The 21,240-nt window shown below is 58.5% G+C and carries 18 protein-coding genes; 6 read left to right on the top strand and 12 right to left on the bottom strand.

All coding sequences use genetic code 11. The features are described from left to right. Position 1: 1 nt before the first annotated feature. The 7 genes from paaG to paaA are packed head-to-tail and all read right to left on the bottom strand — an operon-like array spanning position 2 to position 5,125. Complete coding sequence (gene paaG, locus FOY96_RS11305) at positions 2-790, bottom strand: 2-(1,2-epoxy-1,2-dihydrophenyl)acetyl-CoA isomerase PaaG (RefSeq protein ID WP_143347072.1); 789 nt, start codon at positions 788-790, stop codon at positions 2-4. Next, positions 790-1,557: a 2,3-dehydroadipyl-CoA hydratase PaaF gene (paaF, locus tag FOY96_RS11310; protein WP_039262616.1), complete on the bottom strand. Its 768-nt coding sequence runs from the start codon at positions 1,555-1,557 to the stop codon at positions 790-792. The genes paaG and paaF overlap by 1 nt, the downstream gene beginning before the upstream one ends. Next, positions 1,554-2,624 carry a 1,2-phenylacetyl-CoA epoxidase subunit PaaE gene (gene paaE, locus FOY96_RS11315; protein WP_143347073.1) on the bottom strand — a complete coding sequence of 357 codons (1,071 nt, stop codon included), beginning with the start codon at positions 2,622-2,624 and terminating at the stop codon, positions 1,554-1,556. The genes paaF and paaE overlap by 4 nt, the downstream gene beginning before the upstream one ends. 7 nt (positions 2,625-2,631) lie before the next feature. Further along, a complete protein-coding gene (paaD, locus tag FOY96_RS11320; protein ID WP_143347074.1) occupies positions 2,632-3,129 on the bottom strand; it encodes a 1,2-phenylacetyl-CoA epoxidase subunit PaaD in 498 nt (165 codons plus the stop codon). Positions 3,130-3,140: 11 nt separating this feature from the next. Beyond that, on the bottom strand, positions 3,141-3,887 hold the full coding sequence (paaC, locus tag FOY96_RS11325; protein ID WP_143347075.1) for a 1,2-phenylacetyl-CoA epoxidase subunit PaaC: 747 nt from the start codon (positions 3,885-3,887) through the stop codon (positions 3,141-3,143). 8 nt (positions 3,888-3,895) lie between these two features. Then, positions 3,896-4,183, bottom strand: coding sequence for a 1,2-phenylacetyl-CoA epoxidase subunit PaaB (gene paaB / locus FOY96_RS11330; protein WP_033145422.1), 288 nt, complete (start codon positions 4,181-4,183; stop codon positions 3,896-3,898). A 12-nt stretch (positions 4,184-4,195) separates the two neighbouring features. Then, complete coding sequence (gene paaA / locus FOY96_RS11335; protein ID WP_269473742.1) at positions 4,196-5,125, bottom strand: 1,2-phenylacetyl-CoA epoxidase subunit PaaA; 930 nt, start codon at positions 5,123-5,125, stop codon at positions 4,196-4,198. Positions 5,126-5,411: 286 nt separating this feature from the next. Here paaA and paaZ point away from each other — a divergent pair, with 286 nt between their 5' ends. From paaZ to FOY96_RS11355, 4 genes are all read left to right on the top strand, one after another. Next, the gene (gene paaZ, locus FOY96_RS11340; protein WP_094935215.1) at positions 5,412-7,454 is read left to right on the top strand and encodes a phenylacetic acid degradation bifunctional protein PaaZ; all 2,043 of its coding nucleotides are present in this window, start codon (positions 5,412-5,414) and stop codon (positions 7,452-7,454) included. A gap of 471 nt (positions 7,455-7,925) precedes the next feature. Further along, a complete protein-coding gene (gene tynA / locus FOY96_RS11345; RefSeq protein WP_143347076.1) occupies positions 7,926-10,202 on the top strand; it encodes a primary-amine oxidase in 2,277 nt (758 codons plus the stop codon). 168 nt (positions 10,203-10,370) lie between these two features. After that, the gene (locus FOY96_RS11350; RefSeq protein WP_143347077.1) at positions 10,371-12,344 is read left to right on the top strand and encodes an alkyl/aryl-sulfatase; all 1,974 of its coding nucleotides are present in this window, start codon (positions 10,371-10,373) and stop codon (positions 12,342-12,344) included. Between the two features lie 73 nt (positions 12,345-12,417). After that, entirely contained in the window at positions 12,418-13,524 is a 1,107-nt protein-coding gene (locus tag FOY96_RS11355) for a GGDEF domain-containing protein (protein ID WP_058840684.1), read from the top strand. Between the two features lie 137 nt (positions 13,525-13,661). Here FOY96_RS11355 and FOY96_RS11360 read toward each other — a convergent pair whose 3' ends face one another. Then, positions 13,662-15,161, bottom strand: a complete 1,500-nt coding sequence (locus tag FOY96_RS11360) for an aldehyde dehydrogenase family protein (protein WP_039262650.1) — start codon at positions 15,159-15,161, stop codon at positions 13,662-13,664. Between the two features lie 241 nt (positions 15,162-15,402). Here FOY96_RS11360 and feaR point away from each other — a divergent pair, with 241 nt between their 5' ends. Beyond that, on the top strand, positions 15,403-16,311 hold the full coding sequence (gene feaR, locus FOY96_RS11365; RefSeq protein WP_033145415.1) for a transcriptional regulator FeaR: 909 nt from the start codon (positions 15,403-15,405) through the stop codon (positions 16,309-16,311). On the opposite strand, the gene FOY96_RS11370 is transcribed toward feaR, so the two are convergent. The 4 genes from FOY96_RS11370 to FOY96_RS11385 all read right to left on the bottom strand — a co-directional run bounded on the left by FOY96_RS11370 (position 16,312) and on the right by FOY96_RS11385 (position 19,915). After that, positions 16,312-16,629, bottom strand: coding sequence for a YdbL family probable chaperone protein (locus FOY96_RS11370; protein ID WP_023311566.1), 318 nt, complete (start codon positions 16,627-16,629; stop codon positions 16,312-16,314). It lies immediately after the preceding gene. Between the two features lie 7 nt (positions 16,630-16,636). Further along, positions 16,637-16,828, bottom strand: coding sequence for a YnbE family lipoprotein (locus FOY96_RS11375; RefSeq protein WP_014169918.1), 192 nt, complete (start codon positions 16,826-16,828; stop codon positions 16,637-16,639). Continuing rightward, positions 16,825-19,464, bottom strand: coding sequence for a YdbH family protein (locus tag FOY96_RS11380; RefSeq protein WP_143347078.1), 2,640 nt, complete (start codon positions 19,462-19,464; stop codon positions 16,825-16,827). Before FOY96_RS11380 ends, FOY96_RS11375 begins: the two co-directional genes overlap by 4 nt. A 127-nt stretch (positions 19,465-19,591) precedes the next feature. After that, positions 19,592-19,915 carry a hypothetical protein gene (locus FOY96_RS11385; protein WP_094935210.1) on the bottom strand — a complete coding sequence of 108 codons (324 nt, stop codon included), beginning with the start codon at positions 19,913-19,915 and terminating at the stop codon, positions 19,592-19,594. A 326-nt stretch (positions 19,916-20,241) separates the two neighbouring features. Here FOY96_RS11385 and FOY96_RS11390 point away from each other — a divergent pair, with 326 nt between their 5' ends. Further along, on the top strand, positions 20,242-21,231 hold the full coding sequence (locus FOY96_RS11390; RefSeq protein WP_033145411.1) for a 2-hydroxyacid dehydrogenase: 990 nt from the start codon (positions 20,242-20,244) through the stop codon (positions 21,229-21,231). Positions 21,232-21,240: the final 9 nt, after the last annotated feature.

Consider the following 21,240-nt stretch of genomic DNA (forward strand, 5'->3'; position numbering starts at 1 on the left):
CTTATTTCCCCGTAAAGTTCGGCGCGCGCTTCGCCAGGAAGGCGCTGACGCCCTCGCGGTAGTCGTCGCTGCGCCCGGCCAGTCGCTGGTAGTCGCGCTCCAGATCGAGCTGGGCGTCCAGGGTGTTGGTTTCCGCGGCGTTGATCGCCTGCTTGATCAGCCCCAGCCCGAAGGTCGGTTGAGACGCAAAGTGCAGCGCCATCTGCTGCGCGGTAGCGGAGAGCTGTTCGTCATCCACCACCTGCCAGATCATCCCCCAGGCCTGCGCCTGTTCGGCGCTGAGCTTGTCGCCGAGCAGCGCCAGCCCCATAGCGCGGGCGCGTCCGGCCACGCGCGGCAGCAGCCAGGTGCCGCCGCAGTCCGGCACCAGGCCGAGCTTGCTGAAGGCCATCACGAAGTTGGCGGAACGGGCGGCGATCACCATATCGCACCCCAGCGCCAGCGTCGCCCCCGCCCCCGCTGCTACGCCGTTAACCGCGCAAATCACCGGTTTCGGCAGCTTTGCCAGGCGGCGCACCAGCGGGTTATAGAAGGTTTCAACGGACATCCCCAGATCCGGCGCCGGGCCGTTGGGGTCGACGTTGCGGTCGTTCAGATCCTGACCGGCGCAAAAGCCGCGACCCGCCCCGGTGATCAGCAGGCAGCGAACGGTGTCATCACGATCGGCCTGTTTCAGGCACTCGGCAAGCTGCTGGTGCATCACGTCGTTAAAGCTGTTCAGACGCTCCGGACGGTTCAGCGTAATGGTCATTACGCCCTGCTCAACATGACTGAGAATACATTCCACAATTAGCGTCCTTTAAAGTCGGGGGTGCGTTTTTGTAAGAAGGCGTCGATGCCTTCCCGGCGGTCTTCGGTGGCAGAAAGCAGCGTAAACAGCTGGCGCTCCTGGGCCAGACCGGCCTGGAGCGGCACCTCCTGAGACTGGCGCAGCGCCTGTTTCGCCGCCTGCAGCGCCAGCGGAGAGTGGCGCGCCATCAGCGCCGCCTGCTTCAGGGCATACTCCAGCGTCAGCGCTGGCGGGAAGACGTCGCTCACCAGCCCGGCGCTGAGCGCCTGCTGCGCGGAGATACTCTCTCCGGTCAGCACCATTTTGCTGGCAAGGGATTTACCGACGCTGCGGATAAGACGCTGGGTGCCACCCGCGCCGGGCATAATGCCCAGCGTAATTTCCGGCAGGCCAAAGCGGGCGTTATCGCCAGCAACGATCGCGTCGCACAGCAGCGCCAGCTCGCAGCCTGCGCCCAGCGCGAAGCCGTTCACGGCGGCAATCAGCGGTTTAGGAAAAGCGTTGATGCGCGCCCACAGCTGCGGGCGGATATCGTTCAGCGTGGCGGGCAGATCTTTCTCCGCCATTTCGTTGAGATCGGCCCCGGCGGCAAAGCAGCGCTCGCTGCCGTAAATCACGCAGACGGCGATGTCGGCATCTGCTGCGGCGTCCTCAAGCTGCTCGGCAATCTGGGTTAACAGCGCGTTATTGAGGGCGTTGCGCGCCGCCGGACGGTTTAGCGTCAGCTGCAGCACGCGGCCATGACGGGTAACAATCAGTTCGCTCATGCCATCCCCTTCGCGTCGAAGTCGACAATCACGTCGGCGGTTAACGGCAGCGACTGGCAGCTCAGCACGTATCCGGCGGCCAGCTCGTCCGGCTCCAGGCTGAAATTGGTCGCCATGTCCACCTTCCCGCGCAGCACTTTGCATTTACAGGTGGCGCACACGCCGCCCTTGCAGGCATACGGGAGATCCGCCCCCTGACGCAGGGCGGCATCCAGGATGCTTTCGTCATCCGCCGTCAGGGTGATTTCGCGGTCGCGCCCGTCCTGGCGCACGGTCACTTTCTGTCCTTCCGCCAGGACGTGCACCGCGCGTTTAGCGGTGGTTCCCGGGGTGTTAAAGCGCTCAAGGTGAATGGATTTGTCCGGCATCCCCAGCGCCTTCAGCGTCGCTTCCGCGTCGTCCATCATCGCCGACGGGCCGCAGATAAACGCCTCGTCGTACTGGCGGAAGTTAATCAGGGTTTTCGCCAGCGCCTGCAGCTTTTCCCCGTCGATGCGGCCATAAAGCAGATCGCTGTCCAGCCGCTCCTGGCTGAAGATGGAGACCAGCTGCAGCCGCTGCGTGTACTTGTCCTTCAGGTCCGCCAGCGCCTGGCGGAACATCATGCTCTGGCTGCTGCGGTTGCCGTAGATCAGGGTGAAGTGGCTCTTGGGTTCGGTCGCAAGCGTCGCGGAGATAATCGCCAGCATCGGGGTGATCCCGGAGCCTGCCGCAATCGCCAGATAGTGGCCTTCGCGTTCAGCCCGCGGCTGGTAGCCAAACTGCCCCTGAGGAACCATCACCTCCAGGGCCATGCCCGCTTTGATCTCATCCCGGGCATAGCGGGAAAAGCGCCCGCCGTCGATGGCTTTGACCGCCACGCTGATTTCGCCCGGGGCGGTACTCCGGCAGATGGAGTAGCAGCGGCGCAGCTCGTCCCCGCCAAGCTTCGTTTTTAACGTCAGGTGCTGGCCGGGGCGGAAGCGGTAGGCGTCCTGCAACGCCTGCGGCACCGCGAACGTGATGGTCACCGCGTCGCGGGTTTCGGGTTCCACTTTTGCCACTGTTAATGAATGAAACGTTGTCATAACAGCCTCAAATGCATTTGAAATAGTCGAAGGGCTCGCGGCAGGTGTTGCAGCGGTAGAGCGCTTTGCAGGCCGTCGAGCCAAATTCACTGATAAGCGAGGTGTCGGTACTGGCGCAGCGCGGGCAGGTCACCTCCACAGGCGCGTGCGCGTGGCAGCTATGCCCCACGGGCGGGCTGATGCCGTACGCCCGCAGGCGCTCGCGCGCGTCGGCGGTCATCCAGTCGGTGGTCCAGGCGGGTTCAAGCTGGAGCACAATGTGTACCGGGGTAAAGCCGTTCGCGCTCATCGCGTCGCGGATCGCCCCCAGCAGGTGCTCCGTTGCCGGGCAGCCCGAGTAGGTTGGCGTGAAGCCAATGACCCAGCCTTCCCCCTGCGCCTTCACGCTGCGCACCATGCCTAAATCGGTGATGGTTAATACCGGCACTTCCGGATCGGGGATCTGGCTTAACAGCGACCAGATCTGCGGGATTTGCGCGGGCGCGATGTCGACGAGGCGTTGCATAGCGTTCTCCTTTACCACTGCTGACCGGGATACGCGCGCTGGAGATACTGCATTTCCGCCAGCATCGGGCCCAGATGTTCGGTATGCAGCCCCCTCTTGCCCCCGGTGCGGTACGCCACCTCTGCGGGAACCTGCAGGCAGGCCTCATTGAGACCGGCAAAGACTTCGCTTTCCCACGGCTGGCGCAGGACGCGCGGGTCAACCGCCACGCCGGCGTCAATCAGGGCCAGCTCGACGTCATCGGCTTCAAACAGCTCCGCCGTAAAACGCCACAGGTTGTCGATGGCCTGCTGCATTTTTTGCGCGGACGTTTCGGTCCCGTCGCCCAGACGCACCAGCCAGCCGCGGCTGAAGCGCAGGTGGTAGCGCGCCTCTTTAATCGCTTTGGCGGCGATGGCCGCAAGCTGGCCGTCGCTGCTCCGGGTCAGGCGTTCGTACAGCGCCACGTTCCAGGCATCCATCAGGTACTGGCGGGCAATGGTGTCGGCGAAGCTGCCGTTCGGCTGCTCCACCAGCAGGACGTTGCGGAACTGGCGCTCGTCGCGGCCAAACGCCAGGGTGTCTTCATCGCCCTGGCCTTCCCGCTCCGCGACATAGGTCAGGAAATTGCGCGCCTGGCCCAGCAGGTCGAGACCGATATTGGCGAGCGCGAGGTCGATTTCCAGCTCCGGCGCATGGCCGCACCAGGCGCCGAGACGCTGGGAAAGCACCAGACCGTTGTCGCCCAGACGCAGGGCATAGGCTGTCACTGAACTCATTCTTTGCCTCACATATGCTCGATGCCGTCAGGGATGGTGTAGAACGTCGGATGGCGGTAAACCTTGCTTTCCGCCGGGTCGAAGAACTCACCGCTCTCTTCCGGCTGGGAGGCGACAATCTCGCTCGCCTTAACCACCCAGACAGAACACCCTTCGCTGCGGCGGGTGTAGGCATCACGCGCATTTTCCAGCGCCATGCGATCGTCGGCGGCATGCAGACTGCCCACGTGACGGTGGGATAACCCTTGTTTGCTGCGTACGAACACTTCGTACAGCGGCCAGTAGACATTGCTCATGGTTATTTCCTCTTATGCGGCCTGACGGGCGCGCTGTTTTTCCGCGTGCGCCAGTGCGGCTTTGCGCACCCACGCCCCCTCTTCCCAGGCTTTACGTTTGGCGGCCAGGCGCTCGTGGTTGCAGATGCCGCGCCCGCTAATGACCTCGTCAAACTCATGCCAGTCGATCTCGCCGAAGCGATAATGACCGCTCTCTTCATCAAATCGCAGGTCGGGATCCGGTACCGTCATGCCGAGCATCTCCACCTGCGGCACCGTGTTGTCGACAAAGCGCTGGCGAAGTTCGTCATTGCCGAAGCGTTTGATTTTCCAGGCCAGGCTGCGGGCGCTGTTCGGCGAGTTGTCGTCGTTCGGCCCGAACATCATCAGCGCTGGCCACCAGAAGCGGTTGATGGCGTCCTGTAGCATCTGGCGCTGGGCCTCGCTGCCCTGCGCCAGCGCCATGCAGGCCTCAAAGCCCTGGCGCTGGTGGAAGCTCTCTTCTTTACAGATTTTCACCATCGCGCGGGCATACGGACCGTAGGAGGTCCGGCATAGCGCCACCTGGTTGACGATAGCGGCGCCGTCCACCAGCCAGCCGATCACGCCGATATCGGCCCAGCTCAGGGTCGGATAGTTGAAGATGGAGGAGTATTTCATCCTGCCGTCGAGCATTTTCTGGTAGATGTCTTCCCGCGCGCAGCCCAGCGTTTCCGCCGCGCTGTAGAGATAGAGTCCGTGCCCGGCTTCGTCCTGAACTTTCGCCAGCAGGATCGCTTTTCGGCGCAGCGTCGGCGCGCGGGCGATCCAGTTCCCTTCCGGCAGCATGCCGACAATTTCGGAGTGCGCATGCTGACCAATCTGACGGATCAACGTCTTACGGTAGGCGTCAGGCATCCAGTCCTGAGGCTCAATCGCCGTCTCCTGCGCTATGCGCTGCTCAAACCGTTGTTCTTGCGTCACGTCATCACCTTTATGATTCGTTAGTTTGCAAATTAAGGCGTAATGTTGAATCACTTTGTTTTTTTAGAAGTTACACATAGGTTAAATATAACCCCAAGAATTGTTTCCTGGTTTTGTGATGCTGCTCGCAAGGCTTTTGCATCAGGCCTTTCAGAAAGCGTCTTCAAGCGATGCGATTCATCCAGCCAGATCACAACGTTAACAATTCATTAAAAACTCAGCTTGATTTTTATGATTCACGATCAAACTATTAATGAGTAAATCACGTAACATTTGGAGATAAGCGATGCAGCAGTTAGCCAGCTTCTTATCCGGTACCTGGCAGTCTGGCCGGGGCCGCGAGCGCACTATTCATCACGCCATCAGTGGCGAAGCCCTGTGGAGCGTGACCAGCGAAGGGCTGGACATGGTGGCCGCCCGTCGCTATGCGATTGAGCGCGGCGGGGAAGCGCTTCACGAGATGACCTTTATCGAACGTGCTGCCATGCTGAAGGCGGTGGCAAAGCACCTGCTCAGCGAAAAAGAGGCGTTCTATGCCCTGTCAGCTCAGACGGGCGCAACGAAGGCGGACAGCTGGGTGGATATTGAAGGCGGCATCGGCACCCTCTTCACTTACGCCAGCCTGGGCAGCCGCGAGCTGCCGGATGACACGCTGTGGCCGGAAGACGAGTTAATCCCACTGTCGAAAGAAGGCGGCTTTGCGGCGCGCCACGTCCTCACCTCCAAATCCGGCGTGGCGGTGCACATCAACGCCTTTAACTTCCCCTGCTGGGGGATGCTGGAAAAGCTGGCGCCGACCTGGCTTGCCGGCATGCCCGCCATCATCAAACCCGCTACCGCGACCGCGCAGGTGACGCAGGCGATGGTGAAATCCATCGTCGACAGCGGACTGGTGCCGGACGGCGCCATCAGCCTGATCTGCGGCGGCACGGGGGATCTCCTCGACCAGCTCGACAGCCAGGACGTGGTGACCTTTACCGGCTCCGCCAGCACCGGGCAAAGCCTGCGCGTGCACCCGAATATTGTGGCGAATTCGATTCCGTTCACCATGGAAGCCGACTCCCTGAACTGCTGCGTGCTGGGGGAAGACGTCACGCCGGAACAGCCGGAGTTTGCGCTGTTCGTCCGGGAAGTGGTCCGCGAGATGACCGCTAAAGCCGGGCAAAAATGTACGGCCATTCGCCGGATTATCGTCCCGCAAAACCAGATTGACGCGGTGAGCAAGGCGCTGATTGCCCGCCTGGAAAAAGTGGTGGTGGGCGACCCGGCGCAGGAAGGGGTGAAGATGGGTGCGCTGGTCAACGCCGAACAGCGCGCGGACGTGCAGGAGAAAGTGGAGCAACTGATCGCCGCTGGCTGCCAGATCCGTCTGGGCGGCAAAGCGGATCTGCAGGCCGCGGGGGCGTTCTTCCCGCCGACCCTGCTGTTCTGCCCGCAGCCGGATGAAACCCCGGCGGTGCACTCAACCGAAGCCTTCGGCCCGGTTGCGACGCTGATGCCGTATCGCAACGCACGCCACGCGATGCAGCTTGCCCGCGCGGGCGGCGGCAGCCTGGCGGGTACGCTGGTCACCGCAGACCAGGCCATTGCCCGCGAGTTTATTGCCGGCGCGGCGCGCGCCCACGGACGCATTCAGATCCTTAACGAGGAATCATCAAAAGAGTCTACCGGCCACGGCTCCCCGCTGCCTCAGCTGGTGCACGGCGGCCCGGGCCGCGCGGGCGGCGGCGAAGAGCTGGGCGGCCTGCGCGCGGTGAAGCACTATCTGCAGCGCACCGCGATTCAGGGCAGCCCGACGATGCTGGCCGCCATTGGCAAACAGTGGGTGCGTGGCGCAACGGTGCAGGAAGATCGCGTTCATCCGTTCCGCAAATACTTTGAGGAGCTGCAGCCGGGCGATAGCCTGCTGACGCCGCGCCGCACCCTCACGGAAGCGGACATCGTGAACTTTGCCTGCCTGAGCGGGGACCATTTCTACGCCCATATGGACAAGATAGGCGCGGCAGAGTCGATCTTTGGCGAGCGCGTGGTGCACGGCTACTTCCTGATCTCCGCCGCGGCGGGACTGTTTGTTGATGCGGGCGTCGGGCCGGTTATTGCCAATTACGGCATGGAAAACCTGCGCTTTATCGAGCCGGTTAAGCCGGGCGATACCATTCAGGTGCGTCTGACCTGCAAACGTAAAACGCTGAAGAAACAGCGTACCGCCGAGGAAAAACCAACCGGCGTGGTGGAATGGGCGGTTGAGATCTTCAACCAGCACCAGCAGGCCGTGGCGCTCTACTCCATCCTGACGCTGGTGGCGCGCCAGCAGGGCGAATTCAGCTAACGTCCCTTCCCCTTTACCACAATGGCTGGTGGCTCCCGGTAATTTGACGCTGCTTACAGATTCACTGGGGGCCTTCAGCAAGGCCCTCAACATAAAGTGAACGGAATAACCTCCACAGCCGTATGTTCCCCCTCACCCCAGCCCTCTCCCTCAAGGGAGAGGGGGCCGTCTGTGCTGACATCATTTGTGGGGAGAGGAAATGGCCCGGCCTGTGATTTATCCCCGCTCTTTTTTTAACCTGGCAAGGCTGACAAATAATCTGGCAGATGCAGGCAAACGCTTTTCTCGGGCGCCTGTCAGGATAAGGCTGTCACAACACAATATCCCCTAAATAATTCGAGTTGCAGGAAGGCGGCAAGGGAACGAATCCCCCGGAGCGTACATAAGTACGTGACTGGGGTGAGTGAGTGCAGCCAACGCACCTGCAACTTGAAGTATGACGGGTATAAACACAACAAGATGAGGTCTACGATGGGAAGCAATTCTTCTTTTTCTGCCCGTAGAACGGCGCTGGCCATGGCCGTTGCGCTGTGTTGCGCCTGGCAATCCCCTGTTTTCGCCCACGGCAGTGAGGCGCATATGGTCCCGATGGACAAAACGCTGCAGGACTTTGGTGCGGACGTTCAGTGGGATGATTACGCACAGATGTTCACCATTGCGAAAGACGGTGCCTTTGTGAAGGTCAAGCCGGGCGCAAAAACCGCCATCGTCAACGGTAAAACCCTCAGGCTTCAGGTGCCGGTGGTGATGAAAGGCAAGAAAGCCTTTATTTCAGATACCTTCATCAACGATGTTTTCCAGTCCGGCCTTGACCAGACCTTCCAGGTTGAAAAACGCCCTCACCCGTTAAACGCGCTAACGGCGGACGAAATTAAGCAGGCCGTTGAGATTGTGAAAGCCTCTGCGGATTTTAAGCCGAATACCCGCTTTACCCAGATCGCCCTGGCAGAGCCTGAGAAAGCCAAAGTGTGGGACTTTGTGCTTAACGGTACGGCAGTGGATGCCCCGCGTCAGGCGAAGATCGTCATGCTTGATGGAAAGCACGTTATCGAAAGCGTAGTGGACCTGAAGGATAAAAAAATCCTGCGCTGGGAACCGGTAAAAGACGCGCACGGCATGGTGCTGCTGGATGATTTCACCGCGGTTCAGCAGATCATCAACGAAAGTACCGAGTTCGCCGAGGTGCTTAAAAAACACGGCATCACCGACCCGAAAAAAGTGATTACCACGCCGCTGACCGTCGGCTATTTCGACGGTAAAGACGGCCTGAAGCAGGAAGATCGCCTGCTGAAGGTGGTGAGCTATCTGGACGTGGGCGACGGCAACTACTGGGCGCACCCGATTGAAAACCTGGTCGCGGTTGTCGATCTTGAGCAGAAAAAGATCCAGAAGATTGAAGAAGGCGCCGTTGTTCCGGTTCCCATGACCCCGCGTCCCTATGATGGCCGCGACCGCATGGAGACGCCGAAAAAACCGCTCAACATCACTGAGCCGGAAGGCAAGAACTACACCATCACCGGGGATATGGTGCACTGGCAGAACTGGGATTTCCACCTGAGCCTGGACTCCCGCGTCGGCCCGATGATTTCAACCGTCACCTATAACGACAACGGCAAAAAGCGCCAGGTGATGTATCAGGGGTCACTCGGCGGCATGATCGTCCCTTATGGCGATCCGGACGTGGGCTGGTACTTTAAAGCCTACCTCGACTCCGGCGACTACGGTATGGGCACCCTGACCTCACCGCTGGTGCGCGGTAAAGACGTGCCGTCCAACGCCGTGATGCTCAATGAAACTATCCCGGATTACACCGGCGCGCCGATGGAGATCCCGCGCGCGATCGCCATTTTCGAACGCTACGCGGGGCCGGAATACAAACATCAGGAGATGGGCCAGCCGAACGTCAGCACCGAGCGCCGCGAGCTGGTGGTGCGCTGGGTGAGTACCGTGGGCAACTACGATTACATCTTCGACTGGGTGTTCCATGAAAATGGCACCATCGGCATTGATGCCGGCGCAACGGGTATCGAAGCGGTGAAAGGCGTTCAGGCGAAAACCATGCACGACGCCACCGCCAAAGACGACACCAAATACGGCACGCTGATCGACCATAACGTTGTGGGCACCACGCACCAGCACATCTACAACTTCCGTCTCGATATGGACGTGGACGGCATCAACAACAAGCTGGTGGCGATGGATCCAGAAGTGAAGCCGAATACCGCCGGGGGCCCGCGCACCAGCACCATGCAGATCAATCAGTATGATATTGATACCGAGCAGCAGGCGGCGCAGAAATTCGACCCGGGCACCATTCGGCTGCTGAGCAACACCAGTAAAGAGAACCGCATGGGCAACCCGGTCTCGTACCAGATTATCCCTTACGCGGGCGGTACGCACCCGGTGGCGACCGGCGCGAAATTTGCCCCGGACGAGTGGATTTATCATCGCCTGAGCTTTATGGACAAACAGCTGTGGGTGACCCGTTACCATCCGGATGAGCTCTACCCGGAAGGAAAATTCCCGAACCGCTCCGTACACGACACGGGCCTGGGACAGTACAGCAAGGATAACGAGTCGCTCAACGATCGGGATGACGTGGTCTGGATGACCACCGGCACCACCCACGTCGCCCGCGCGGAAGAGTGGCCGATTATGCCGACGGAATGGGTGCATACCCTGCTTAAACCGTGGAACTTCTTCGACGAGACGCCAACGCTCGGGAAAAAGAAAGACGAAAAGAAATAAATAACGTACCGGGCGCAATGCCCGGTTTTTCATCCATTTACTTGCTGAATACCACTCCCCGATTATAGTTATTTCTACCTCATATATTTCCATTGCATTTCTTGAACCACTTTCAGCCAGGACACGAAGTTTCCACGAACGACGTAATACATCACTGAGAGGTTTAGGATGAAATTCAATTTGATCGTCAGGAGTCTTGCTCTGGCTGGACTTGTTATTTCCGTCAGTTCCGCGTATGCCGCAGACGCCCCGAAGGATGCCACGACTGCAACGCAACAAGCCAATAACGCCTTGTTTAATCAGCTTCCTTTCTCCGACAACACCGATTTTACGAACGCCCATAAAGGCTTTATTGCACCGATTCCTCAGGAAATTATCAAAGGGGAACAAGGGAATGTCATCTGGGATCCACAGCAATATTCATTTATTAAAGAAGGCGATAAAGCACCGGACTCCGTTAATCCCAGCTTATGGCGTCAATCTCAGCTGATTAATATTAGCGGCCTGTTTGAAGTGACCGATGGCGTATATCAGATCCGAAATCTTGACCTGTCAAATATGACCATCATTGAAGGGAAAGAAGGTATTACCGTGGTTGACCCGCTGGTGTCGGCAGAAACGGCGAAGGTCGGGATGGATCTCTATTTTAAAAATCGCGGCAAGAAGCCTGTCGTCGCCGTTATTTATACCCACAGCCACGTTGACCACTATGGCGGCGTGCGCGGCGTGGTGGATGAAGCCGACGTGAAGTCCGGCAAAGTGAAGGTCTACGCGCCAGCCGGGTTTATGGAAGCGGCCGTTGCCGAGAATATCATGGCGGGTAACGTGATGAGCCGCCGCGCCAGCTATATGTATGGCAACCTGCTGAAGCCCGATGCCAAAGGCCAGGTGGGTGCCGGTCTTGGGACAACGACCTCCGCCGGGACGGTCACGCTGATTGCCCCGACCAATATCATTGAGAAAGACGGGCAAAAAGAGGTTATCGACGGCCTGACCTATGATTTTATGCTCGCACCGGGATCCGAAGCGCCATCGGAAATGCTCTGGTATATCGAAGAGAAAAAACTGATTGAATCCGCTGAGGACGTGACCCATACCCTGCACAACACCTACTCGCTGCGCGGGGCCAAAATCCGCGAGCCGCTGCCGTGGTCGAAATACATCAACCAGGCGATTGTGCGCTGGGGTGACAAAGCTGAAATCATCATGGCGCAGCACCACTGGCCGACCTGGGGCAATGAAAACGTGGTCAAACTGCTGAAAAGCCAGCGCGATCTCTATCGTTACATCAACGACCAGACGCTGCGTATGGCCAACGAAGGGTTGACGCGCGACGAAATCGCCGCGAACTTCAAGCTCCCGGATTCACTGGCGCATACCTGGGCCAACCGCGGCTATTACGGTTCGGTGAGCCATGACGTAAAAGCCACCTATGTGCTGTATCTGGGCTGGTTTGACGGCAACCCGGCGACGCTGGATGAACTGCCGCCAGAAGAAGGCGCGAAGAAATTCGTGGAGTATATGGGCGGCGCGGATGCCATCCTGAGCAAGGCGAAAACCGACTTCGACCAGGGTAACTACCGCTGGGTGGCGCAGGTAGTGAGCAAAGTGGTCTTTGCCGATCCGAACAACCAGGCGGCGCGCAACCTGGAAGCGGATGCGCTGGAACAGCTTGGCTATCAGGCTGAATCCGGCCCGTGGCGTAACTTCTACCTGACCGGCGCGCAGGAATTGCGTAACGGCGTGGTGAAAGGGCCAACGCCGAATACCGCCAGCCCGGATACGGTGCGCGCGATGACGCCGGAGATGTTCTTTGACTATCTGGCTGTCCATATCAACGGACAAAAAGCGGGTGACGCCAAATCGGTGTTTAACATCGATCTGGGCAGCGATGGCGGGAAGTACAAACTCGAGCTGGAAAACGGCGTGCTGAACCACACGGCGAACGCGGAAGCAAAAGAGGCGGACGCGACGCTGACGCTTAACCGTGACACCCTGAATAAAATCATCCTCAAGGAGGTGACGCTGAAACAGGCTCAGGACAGCGGAAATATTAAAATTACTGGCGACAGCGCGAAACTTGATGCCATGCTTAGCTATATGGACAAGTTTGATTTCTGGTTTAACATTGTGACACCGTAACGGTGCACGCAAAAGGGCGGTTCGTCCGCCCTTTCCTGCTTCACGTGTTAGCCAGAAAGGGTAAAAAGCGTCAATGGAAAAAAGAAAAAAACCGACACTTGAACGGGCAACCTGGCCAACGCGCCATGCTATGGTTATGCACGGGCTGGCGATGAACCTGCCGTGGCTGGCCTTCGTGAATATCAGCTTCGCGGTGATGATTCTGCTGCGACACGTTTTGCTTAATACCAGCGATCCCCTGTATCCCCATTCGCCGCAGCTGACGAGAATAGTTGATGCCTCCATGCTCGGCATTATCATCCTCTCCGCCGCGCTGATCCTGATGGCCTGGCGGCGCATCGCCGGCATCAGCGTGGTGTTGTTTATCTGCAGCGCCATCTGGTCGGTCTCCTGCTTCTGGTTTATCACCCAGCTGCTGCTCCCGCACGTCTGGCCGCTGTGCGTCATTTTATTACTCGCCGGCTTAACGGCGCTCTATTTTTATCCTGAAGGGCTACTCGCCTTTGTGCTCCCGCTCTGGATCACCCTGCCGGTAGCAAGCTGGATACGGAACGATGGCCTCAACCTTCACTTCATTGTTATCTGGAGCGTCTTTACGCTGATCCTGATTTGCGGACGTTTCATCCTGCTGAGCTGGTTTGACGAGGCCTGGCGACGTAACCAGCAAAATCAGCTATTGATCTCCAGGCTGGATGCGCTGGCGCATCAGGATCCATTAACCAAAACCGCCAATCGCCGGAAAATGGAAGTGGTGCTGGAGAACGCGGTTGAGCAGAAAAAAACCTTCTCGGTGATTATGCTGGATATCGACTATTTCAAACGCTACAACGACACCTACGGGCACCAGGCGGGTGACGACTGCCTGACCCGCGTGGCGCGGGTGCTAAAGCAGTCGGTGCGCACGCCTGACGATGTGGTGTCACGCTACGGCGGCGAGGAGTTCGTGGTGATCCTGTTTAACTGTCCGGAAAACATTGCGGAAAAGGTGGCCTTACGCATTCAGGACGGCCTGCGTACAGAAGCTATACCGCACAGTGCGTCAACCGTTAGCGATCGTGTCACCGTGAGCATGGGGATTGCGAGCATGGCGGAGGGGTTAGCAGGCACCGAGATCATCGCCCGCGCCGATGCGGCGCTGTATCGGGCGAAAGAGGCCGGGCGGGATCGGTGGTCGCTGTAAACATGTCGGGTGGCGGCTACGGCTTACCCGACCTACAAAATTCGCCCGGTGCAGCCTGATGCCCTCACCCTGACCCTCTCCCACGGGAGAGGGAACAAACACAAAAAAGGCAACCTCCAGGTTGCCTTTTGCTTTTACTAGTAGCGCACGCACACCGATTTGGTTTCACACCAGCCGTCCAGCCAGTCCGGACCAAAGTCACGTCCGGTGCCGGACTGCTTCATGCCGCCGAACGGCAGGTTGGCGTCAATCAGCGTATGGCTGTTCACCCAGACGGTGCCCGCCTGCAGCCGGTCGGTATATTCCAGCGCCTTGCTGATATTCTGCGTCCAGACGCTGGCCGTCAGGCCATACTCGCTGTCGTTTGCCAGCTGGAGCGCCTCTTCTCCGTCGGCGACGCGCACCAGGTTGACCACCGGGCCAAACACCTCTTCACGGGTCAGGCGCAGTGAGGCATCCGGGTTCACCACCAGCGTAGGCGAAACGTAATAGCCTTTGCCTTCCGGCCCCCGGTTACCGACGATCAGCTCCGCGTTGCGCGACTTCGCTTCATCAAGGAAGGTCTGCACCTTGTCGCAGTGCGCGCGCGACACCAGCGGGTTGATAAACGCCTCCGGCGACATGCCCGGCCCGACGCTCAGGGATTTCACCGCCTGCTCAAACCCGCTGACCAGCGTGTCAAACAGCGGCGCTTCAATATAGATGCGCGAGCTCGCCGCGCACACCTGCCCCTGGTTCAGGAAGCTGCCGGTCATCAGGCCTTCGATCACCCACGCCGGGTCTGCGTCTTTTAGTACGATGGCCGGGTTTTTCCCGCCCAGCTCCAGAGTCACCCCTGTTAGCGTGTCCGCCGCCGTGCGGGCAATTTGCTTACCCGTCGCCGTTGAGCCGGTAAAGCTCACCTTTGCAATATGCGGATGCGAGGTCAGCGCTGCGCCGCACACCGCGCCGCTCCCGGTCACCACGTTGAACACTCCGTCCGGAATGCCCGCTTCGCTTGCCAGTTCCGCCACGCGCAGCATGGTCAGCGGCGTGGTCTCTGACGGCTTGATGACAATAGAGCAGCCCGCGGCAAGCGCAGGCATCACTTTCCACATCCCGATCATCAGCGGGAAGTTCCAGGGCACAATCCCGGCCACCACGCCAACCGGCTCCTTACGCGTCCACGCCTGATAGCGGGCGCCCTGCGGCAGCGGGATGGAAAGGTCGAGAGTCTTACCCGAAATTTTGGTGGTCAGCCCGGCGGTATAGCGCATCCAGTTCAGGGTGCAGCCGACTTCAAACATGCGGGAAATGTTGATGGATTTGCCCTGCTCCAGCGTTTCAAGCTGGGCCAGCTCCTCGCTGTGCTGTTCGACCAGATCGGCGAAATGAAGCAGGATCCGCTCGCGCTCCGCCGGCAGTTTTCCGGCCCAGCTGCGGGCGACAAACGCGCGCCAGCCGGACATGACGGCACGATCAACGTCATCGACGCTGGCATCGGCAGTCGAGGCAATGACCTCGCCCGTGGCCGGGTTGAAGACGTTCAGCCGTTTTTCACTGTCCGACGCGGCCTGACGCCCTTCAATCCACAGGCCATGCTGTCGGTCTAAAAATTGTTGTACGGCAGGCTGAATGGCCACCTGTGATTCAGACATAGGATACTCCTTCGTTATTCTTCGCAGGGTGTCCATCCAGTCTAAGTGGGGTTTTGCGTTCGCGCTTTTGTCTCTGTGACATTCGCTTTGCCACCTGTGACAGGCTCCGCAAATCGCGATAATTGCCGCTTATATCGCTGTTACCGGTGAGTGTTCTTTCCTATAGTCAGCCTCATAGCTCTGACAAAATGCAACACAAATGCAACAATGCGAAAACGTTGACGGTGCAGTGAGAGAAACGATGGCGTGTGCAAGCGAGCAGGAACAGTATCAGCAGTGGCTGGCGCAAATTAACCAGGTTTGCGGGCGTTTTAACGCGCAGCCCACCGGGGGGAAATTCTTCGGCGAGCTGGAGACCAGCTATGCGCGCAGCCTGAAGCTCAGCACCGTGACCGCAGGCGGCGTCAACCTGTTCCGCTCCCGTCAGGAGATCGCTCAGAGTAATGATGCCTGGTTCTATACCGTGTTCCAGCTCGAAGGCAGCGCGGAAATTGAGCAGGATGACCGTCGCGCGCTGCTCAGAACCGGTGATATCACGCTGATTGACGCGTCACGTCCCTGCTCGATCAACTGGCGGGAAAAATCCCGCCAGATTTCGCTGCTGGTTCCTCGTCAGATTATTGAGCAGCAGTGTCGTTTCCAGGAGATAAGCTGCGCGACCGCCCTTTCCCGCACCTTGCCCACGGTACAGCTGAGCCATCGCCTGCTGATGGAGAGCATGAGCAATGCCGACCTGAGTGACCGGGAGAGCGAAGCGGCGCTCGAGGCGATGATCTGCCTGCTGCGCCCCGCTTTCCAGCAGCGTGAAATCATTCAGCCGCGCAAGGAGCGCCAGTTCCAGCATGTGGTGGCGCTGATTGACGATCATATTCAGTCTGAATCGCTGCGCCCGGAATGGATTGCCGCCGAGAGCGGTATGTCCGTGCGCAGCCTTTACCGCATGTTTGCCGAGAAGGGGCTGGTGGTGGCGCAGTACATCAAAAACCGTCGTCTGGATCTCTGCGCGCAGGCACTGCAATCTACCGGTGATGATGAAAAGCTGGCGGGCATTGGCTACAGCTGGGGGTTCACCGACCATAGCCATTTTTCAACGGCGTTTAAGCAGCGTTTTGGCGTCTCGCCGGGTGAATACCGCAGGCGCTACCGCTAACTACTTTTTGAGCCATTTTCCGTTAATGCCCTTCACGTATTCGCCCGGCTGCGCGCGGGCAACCAGTTTCTGACCGGCCATTTTAGCCACTTCATCAACCGGCAAATTATTGCTGTCGGCCAGCTTCTGGTAGTTTTCCGCGCGCGCCGCATTGATACGATTGACCAGCGCCAGCGTTTCCGCGTCCTGTTGAATCGGGGCAAGATAGCCGCTGAGGGTTTCCCCCACGCGCCCCTGCGCCCGGGCATCGTTTAAGGTCAGCGCAGCCGCCTGCACGTTCATCCCCAGCGCCAGTAAAATGAGAGCTAATCGTTTCATGGCATCCTCAGAACAGATCGCTGCGCGATTTCAGCAGGGTTTCAACGTCTTTATCGACCTTAATGTGGATCTCATGTTCGATTTTGACATTCATATTGATCGTAATCGGCTCCTTTGGCGCAGCGACTTCAATGCGCGGCGTACAGCCGGTCAGTAGCGCGGCAACGGCAACGGTGAGCACACCAGCCATCTTTTTCATTGTTGTTCCTCACTTTCCTTGCCAGTCAAACTGCGGGGAGCAGGTATCGCCGCATGTTGCTCAAACCAGGTTTGCAGGTTGTCCCCAAAGCGCAGGCTGCGCCAGAGGGTAAAGACATTCTCATCATGGGTATAGTTCAGGTTGACGGAGCTGCTTTTGCCATCCACCCGGCTGGTCCCCTTGATGGTCGCCTGCATGGTTAATTCACCCAGATTATCTAAATTGATTCTCGTCCACGAACGCGAAATTTCCATATAGCGGAGCCAGTTAATCGCGGCGCCCGCCACCATATTATCTTTCACGATGGCGTCGGCCGTATCTTTGTCGATGCGCAGCGTCATTGGCCCCGGGTTGGTCAGCCAGCCATCTTTAATGATCCATTTTTCATTGTCCAGCCAGAACGGCAGCGCCCCGCTCACCGGCCCTGACATGGCAAACTGTTTCGGATTAACGGCGCTAATCAGCTCGCTCGAAGAGATATTGTCCACGCGCAGCAGGGCCGGATCGTGCTGCGGCATCCGCAGCTGCTGCATGGTGATCTTCCCGCCGAGGGTTTCCACCTTCACGTTGGTGAGGAGCAGCGGATTGTCCTCCGTCCACGGATAATCCCCCTGTAGATCGGCGGTAATGTTGCGCGCGGTCACCAGGTTTTCCACTTCGCCAATGCGCAACGTGACCGGACCGCGCGTGCCGAGAGACCAGGTACCCTCGCTGAAGCGGAACGGCAGCACAAAATCGACGCCGTTAATCTGGTTATCCGGCATCCAGGCGCTGCCGGATTTCAGCACGCCGTGCCCACCGGCCTCAAAGCCCTGATCGGCCGCCGCCGAGAAGGCGACCTGCGCGTAAAGCTCCCCGTCGCGCAGCGTCATTTTCCAGTCCGGCGGGATCAGCGGCTGGAAGACGGTGAGCGACTGTTTTGGCCACCAGGCCTGCCCGCGAAGGCGCACGCCATCCCAGCGTCCGTTCACCTGTACCGGGCCGATTTTGTCCGTATGGAGGTCGCCCTTGAACTGAAAAATGGTCGGGTCGGTGCCGTCGACGCTGAAGGTCAGGACCGAGGGCGGCAACGCGCTGCCGCCGGAGAAACGGGTTTGCCCGGCGTTGAGCGACAGCGCGCCGCTGAAGGCCGGTTTTTCGGGGTCACGCAGCCAGCGCACCGGTTGATCCAGCACGAGACGCGGCTTGCTGACCTCCATCGTACCGTACTGGAGCTTGTCAAAACCGGTGGAGAGCGCCGTCAGCTCAATAAGGTTATCGCGCCACTCGCCTTTCCCGGCGACATCCCAGCGGGCATGCATCGGCGTAAAACCGCCTTTCCCCCAGTAGCGCCACTGCCACAGGCCGTTATCAGGTAAAAAGTCGTTGGCTTGGCCGTCCAGATGGAGTTCAAAATCGCCCATCTCGTTTTCATGGGCGCGCAGAATCGCCTGTAAACGACCGTCCACGCCCTTCTGCGTCAGCTTCACGCCCGCCAGCGGCCAGCGAATTTCATCGATATCGAGTGAGTCAATGATGCGCCCGCGCGAGCGGAGCAGCGCGCCCGGCTCAAAGGCCAGCTGCGGTTCATACAGGCTGCCGGTCAGCGTGGCGGGCAATTTTGCGTAAAGAATGAGATCGTTTTGCTTCGCTTCACCGCTCAGATGCAGGGGCATGTCGCTGTTTTCCATGCTGAGCCTGCCGGGCCCAATGTTCAGTACCGCGTTGCCTTTCCCCGCGTCACCCTGGGTAAGCACATTCAGCCGTCCGGTCAGGGTGGTGTTATCCAGCCCCTGCTGCCAGTTGTCGGCGCGAAGGGACACCCGCCCGCTCAGCGGCATACCCGAGAGATCCCAGTTCCAGCGCCCGTCGCTGATGTTCAGCTGCTGCGCGGTGATCTGCCACGGCAGGTCAAGCAGCGGATCGGGGTTGTCCCGCGCCATCACCACCAGCTGTCCCTGATTGTCTTCCCAGTCCAGATCGGCATCGACCAGAGACGTCAACTGTGGCACGTTAAAGCTCGCGACCGCGTGGCCCTTCACCGGCACGCCATCCGGCACCAGCGGCAAGGTAAACTCGCCCACCAGCTTAATCGGCTGCGGCTGGTCCGGGAGCTGGACATCGAACTGGCTGACCGAGAGCGTCTGACCGCGAAGCGTGCCTTTAATGCTGACCTGCTCGCCTTTATAGGCGATCTCCTGAATGGACGGCGTCAGCGACGCATGCAGCTCGCCCTGCCACTGCTGCCAGGGCGACAGCGTCAGACGGTGAACCGTGATCCAGGTATTGGGTAATACCGCCTGCCACTGTGCCAGCGTTTTGGGAGCGACCGTTGAGGGCGCAGACTGGGGAATTTTGCTCAGACAGACGGAGTTAAGATCCAGCGCGCCGATATCCAGCTTCCAGCGGCTCGGATGTGACAGCGTCACGTTATCGATGCGGGCAATTTCGCAGTCTTCAACCAGATAGCGAAGATCGGGGATCACCAGCGCGTGGCGGGTAAGTTTCGGACTTTCTTCGAAAGCGATGCGCGTCCCGACGGGCAGCCAAATCCCGGCGAGCGTCGGTACCCATTGGGCGAGCGTCATCAGCAGCGTCAGCGGCAACAATATGAACAGCAGTAAAAGCGCAAGAGCGGCTTTGTATTTACCCTTCATGGGCAGTTAATATCCTGATTTAGCGAAAGAATTAAGCCGGCAGTGCCGATCATTGTCGCATGTTTAGCTGGTCAGTTGAAGTCAAAGCCAGGTTTAAGGATAGATGCTGTAACGTTAAGTTGCGAAACTAGGGCCTGTTCCGTGGCATTGCCAGCAGGTAAAGCATGGCGAATATCAATGACCCCCAATACACCGAGTCGTACCGCCAGGGATCAAAATCAATATGTAAAAAACCGCTAACAAACTCATAGCCGTTGGCAAAAACGTTAATTTGAATGGCTGCGATGGCTATCACAAATAGCGTATAGGCAATGAACAGAGGATATTTACGCAGCCTGTCGACCTTGAGTTTCCCCATCAACAGTAAGAATAAAACCGCAATAGATACAACAAAATAGTACAAGGCGGGCAGCATCGGCGGAGATAAGGACAACTCCAATTGTTGCGACATGCATCATTCTCCATATTTGTCAGAAACTCACCTGGTTCCTAATATCTTTCCATCTCATACGTAGGCATTGCAGTTTTCATGCCCTCTTGCCATTCTTTAACCTAATCCAGACAGGCGTTTCTCACATCCTCTACCCACTCCATTATCCGCTACATGCCCTGTTCAGATCCGCGCCGAAGATTTCTCGTAGTAAGAATATCATGGAGTTAGGGTGTACATATGCTCTAGAATAATTGATAGAACTTATTGAATTCAATAATATTTTAGAAATTGTAAGATAATTTTAATCATGCTAACGTGAATGCAAAATCACTGGAGAAAGTCTTATGAAACTCGCGGTATATAGCACAAAGCAGTACGACAAAAAGTATCTGCAACATGTTAACGAGGCTTACGGGTTTGAGCTTGAATTTTTCGACTTTCTGCTGTCCGAAAAAACCGCCAAAACGGCGCACGGCTGTGAAGGCGTCTGCATTTTTGTTAACGACGACGGCAGTCGTCCGGTGCTGGAAGAGTTGAAAAAACAGGGCGTGAAATATATCGCCCTGCGCTGCGCGGGCTTTAATAACGTGGACCTCGACGCGGCGAAAGAGCTGGGTCTGAGGGTGGTGCGCGTCCCGGCGTACTCCCCGGAAGCGGTCGCGGAACATGCAATTGGCATGATGATGTCGCTCAACCGTCGTATTCACCGCGCTTATCAGCGCACCCGTGATGCCAACTTCTCTCTGGAAGGGCTGACCGGCTTTACCATGTACGGCAAAACCGCGGGCGTGATCGGCACCGGTAAAATTGGCGTCGCCGCCCTGCGCATTCTGAAAGGCTTCGGCATGCGTCTGCTGGCGTTCGATCCGTACCCGAGCGCCGCTGCGCTGGAGCTGGGCGTGGAATACGTCGACCTGCAGACCCTGTTCTCCCAGTCTGACGTGATCTCCCTGCACTGCCCGCTGACGCCGGAGAACTACCACCTGCTTAACCAGGCGGCGTTTGACCAGATGAAAGATGGCGTGATGATCATCAACACCAGCCGCGGCGGGCTCGTTGACTCTCAGGCCGCTATCGAAGCGCTGAAAACCCAGAAAATTGGCGCGCTGGGAATGGACGTGTACGAGAACGAACGCGATCTGTTCTTTGAAGACAAGTCGAATGATGTGATCCAGGACGACGTGTTCCGCCGCCTGTCAGCCTGTCATAACGTGCTGTTTACCGGACACCAGGCGTTTCTGACTGCCGAAGCGCTGATCAGCATTTCAGAAACCACGCTGGGTAACCTGCAGCAGCTTGAAAAGGGCGAAGCGTGCCCTAATGAACTGGCGTAAGCGTGACGC

The sequence above is a fragment of the Enterobacter asburiae genome, assembly GCF_007035645.1.
Taxonomy (GTDB): domain Bacteria; phylum Pseudomonadota; class Gammaproteobacteria; order Enterobacterales; family Enterobacteriaceae; genus Enterobacter; species Enterobacter asburiae_B.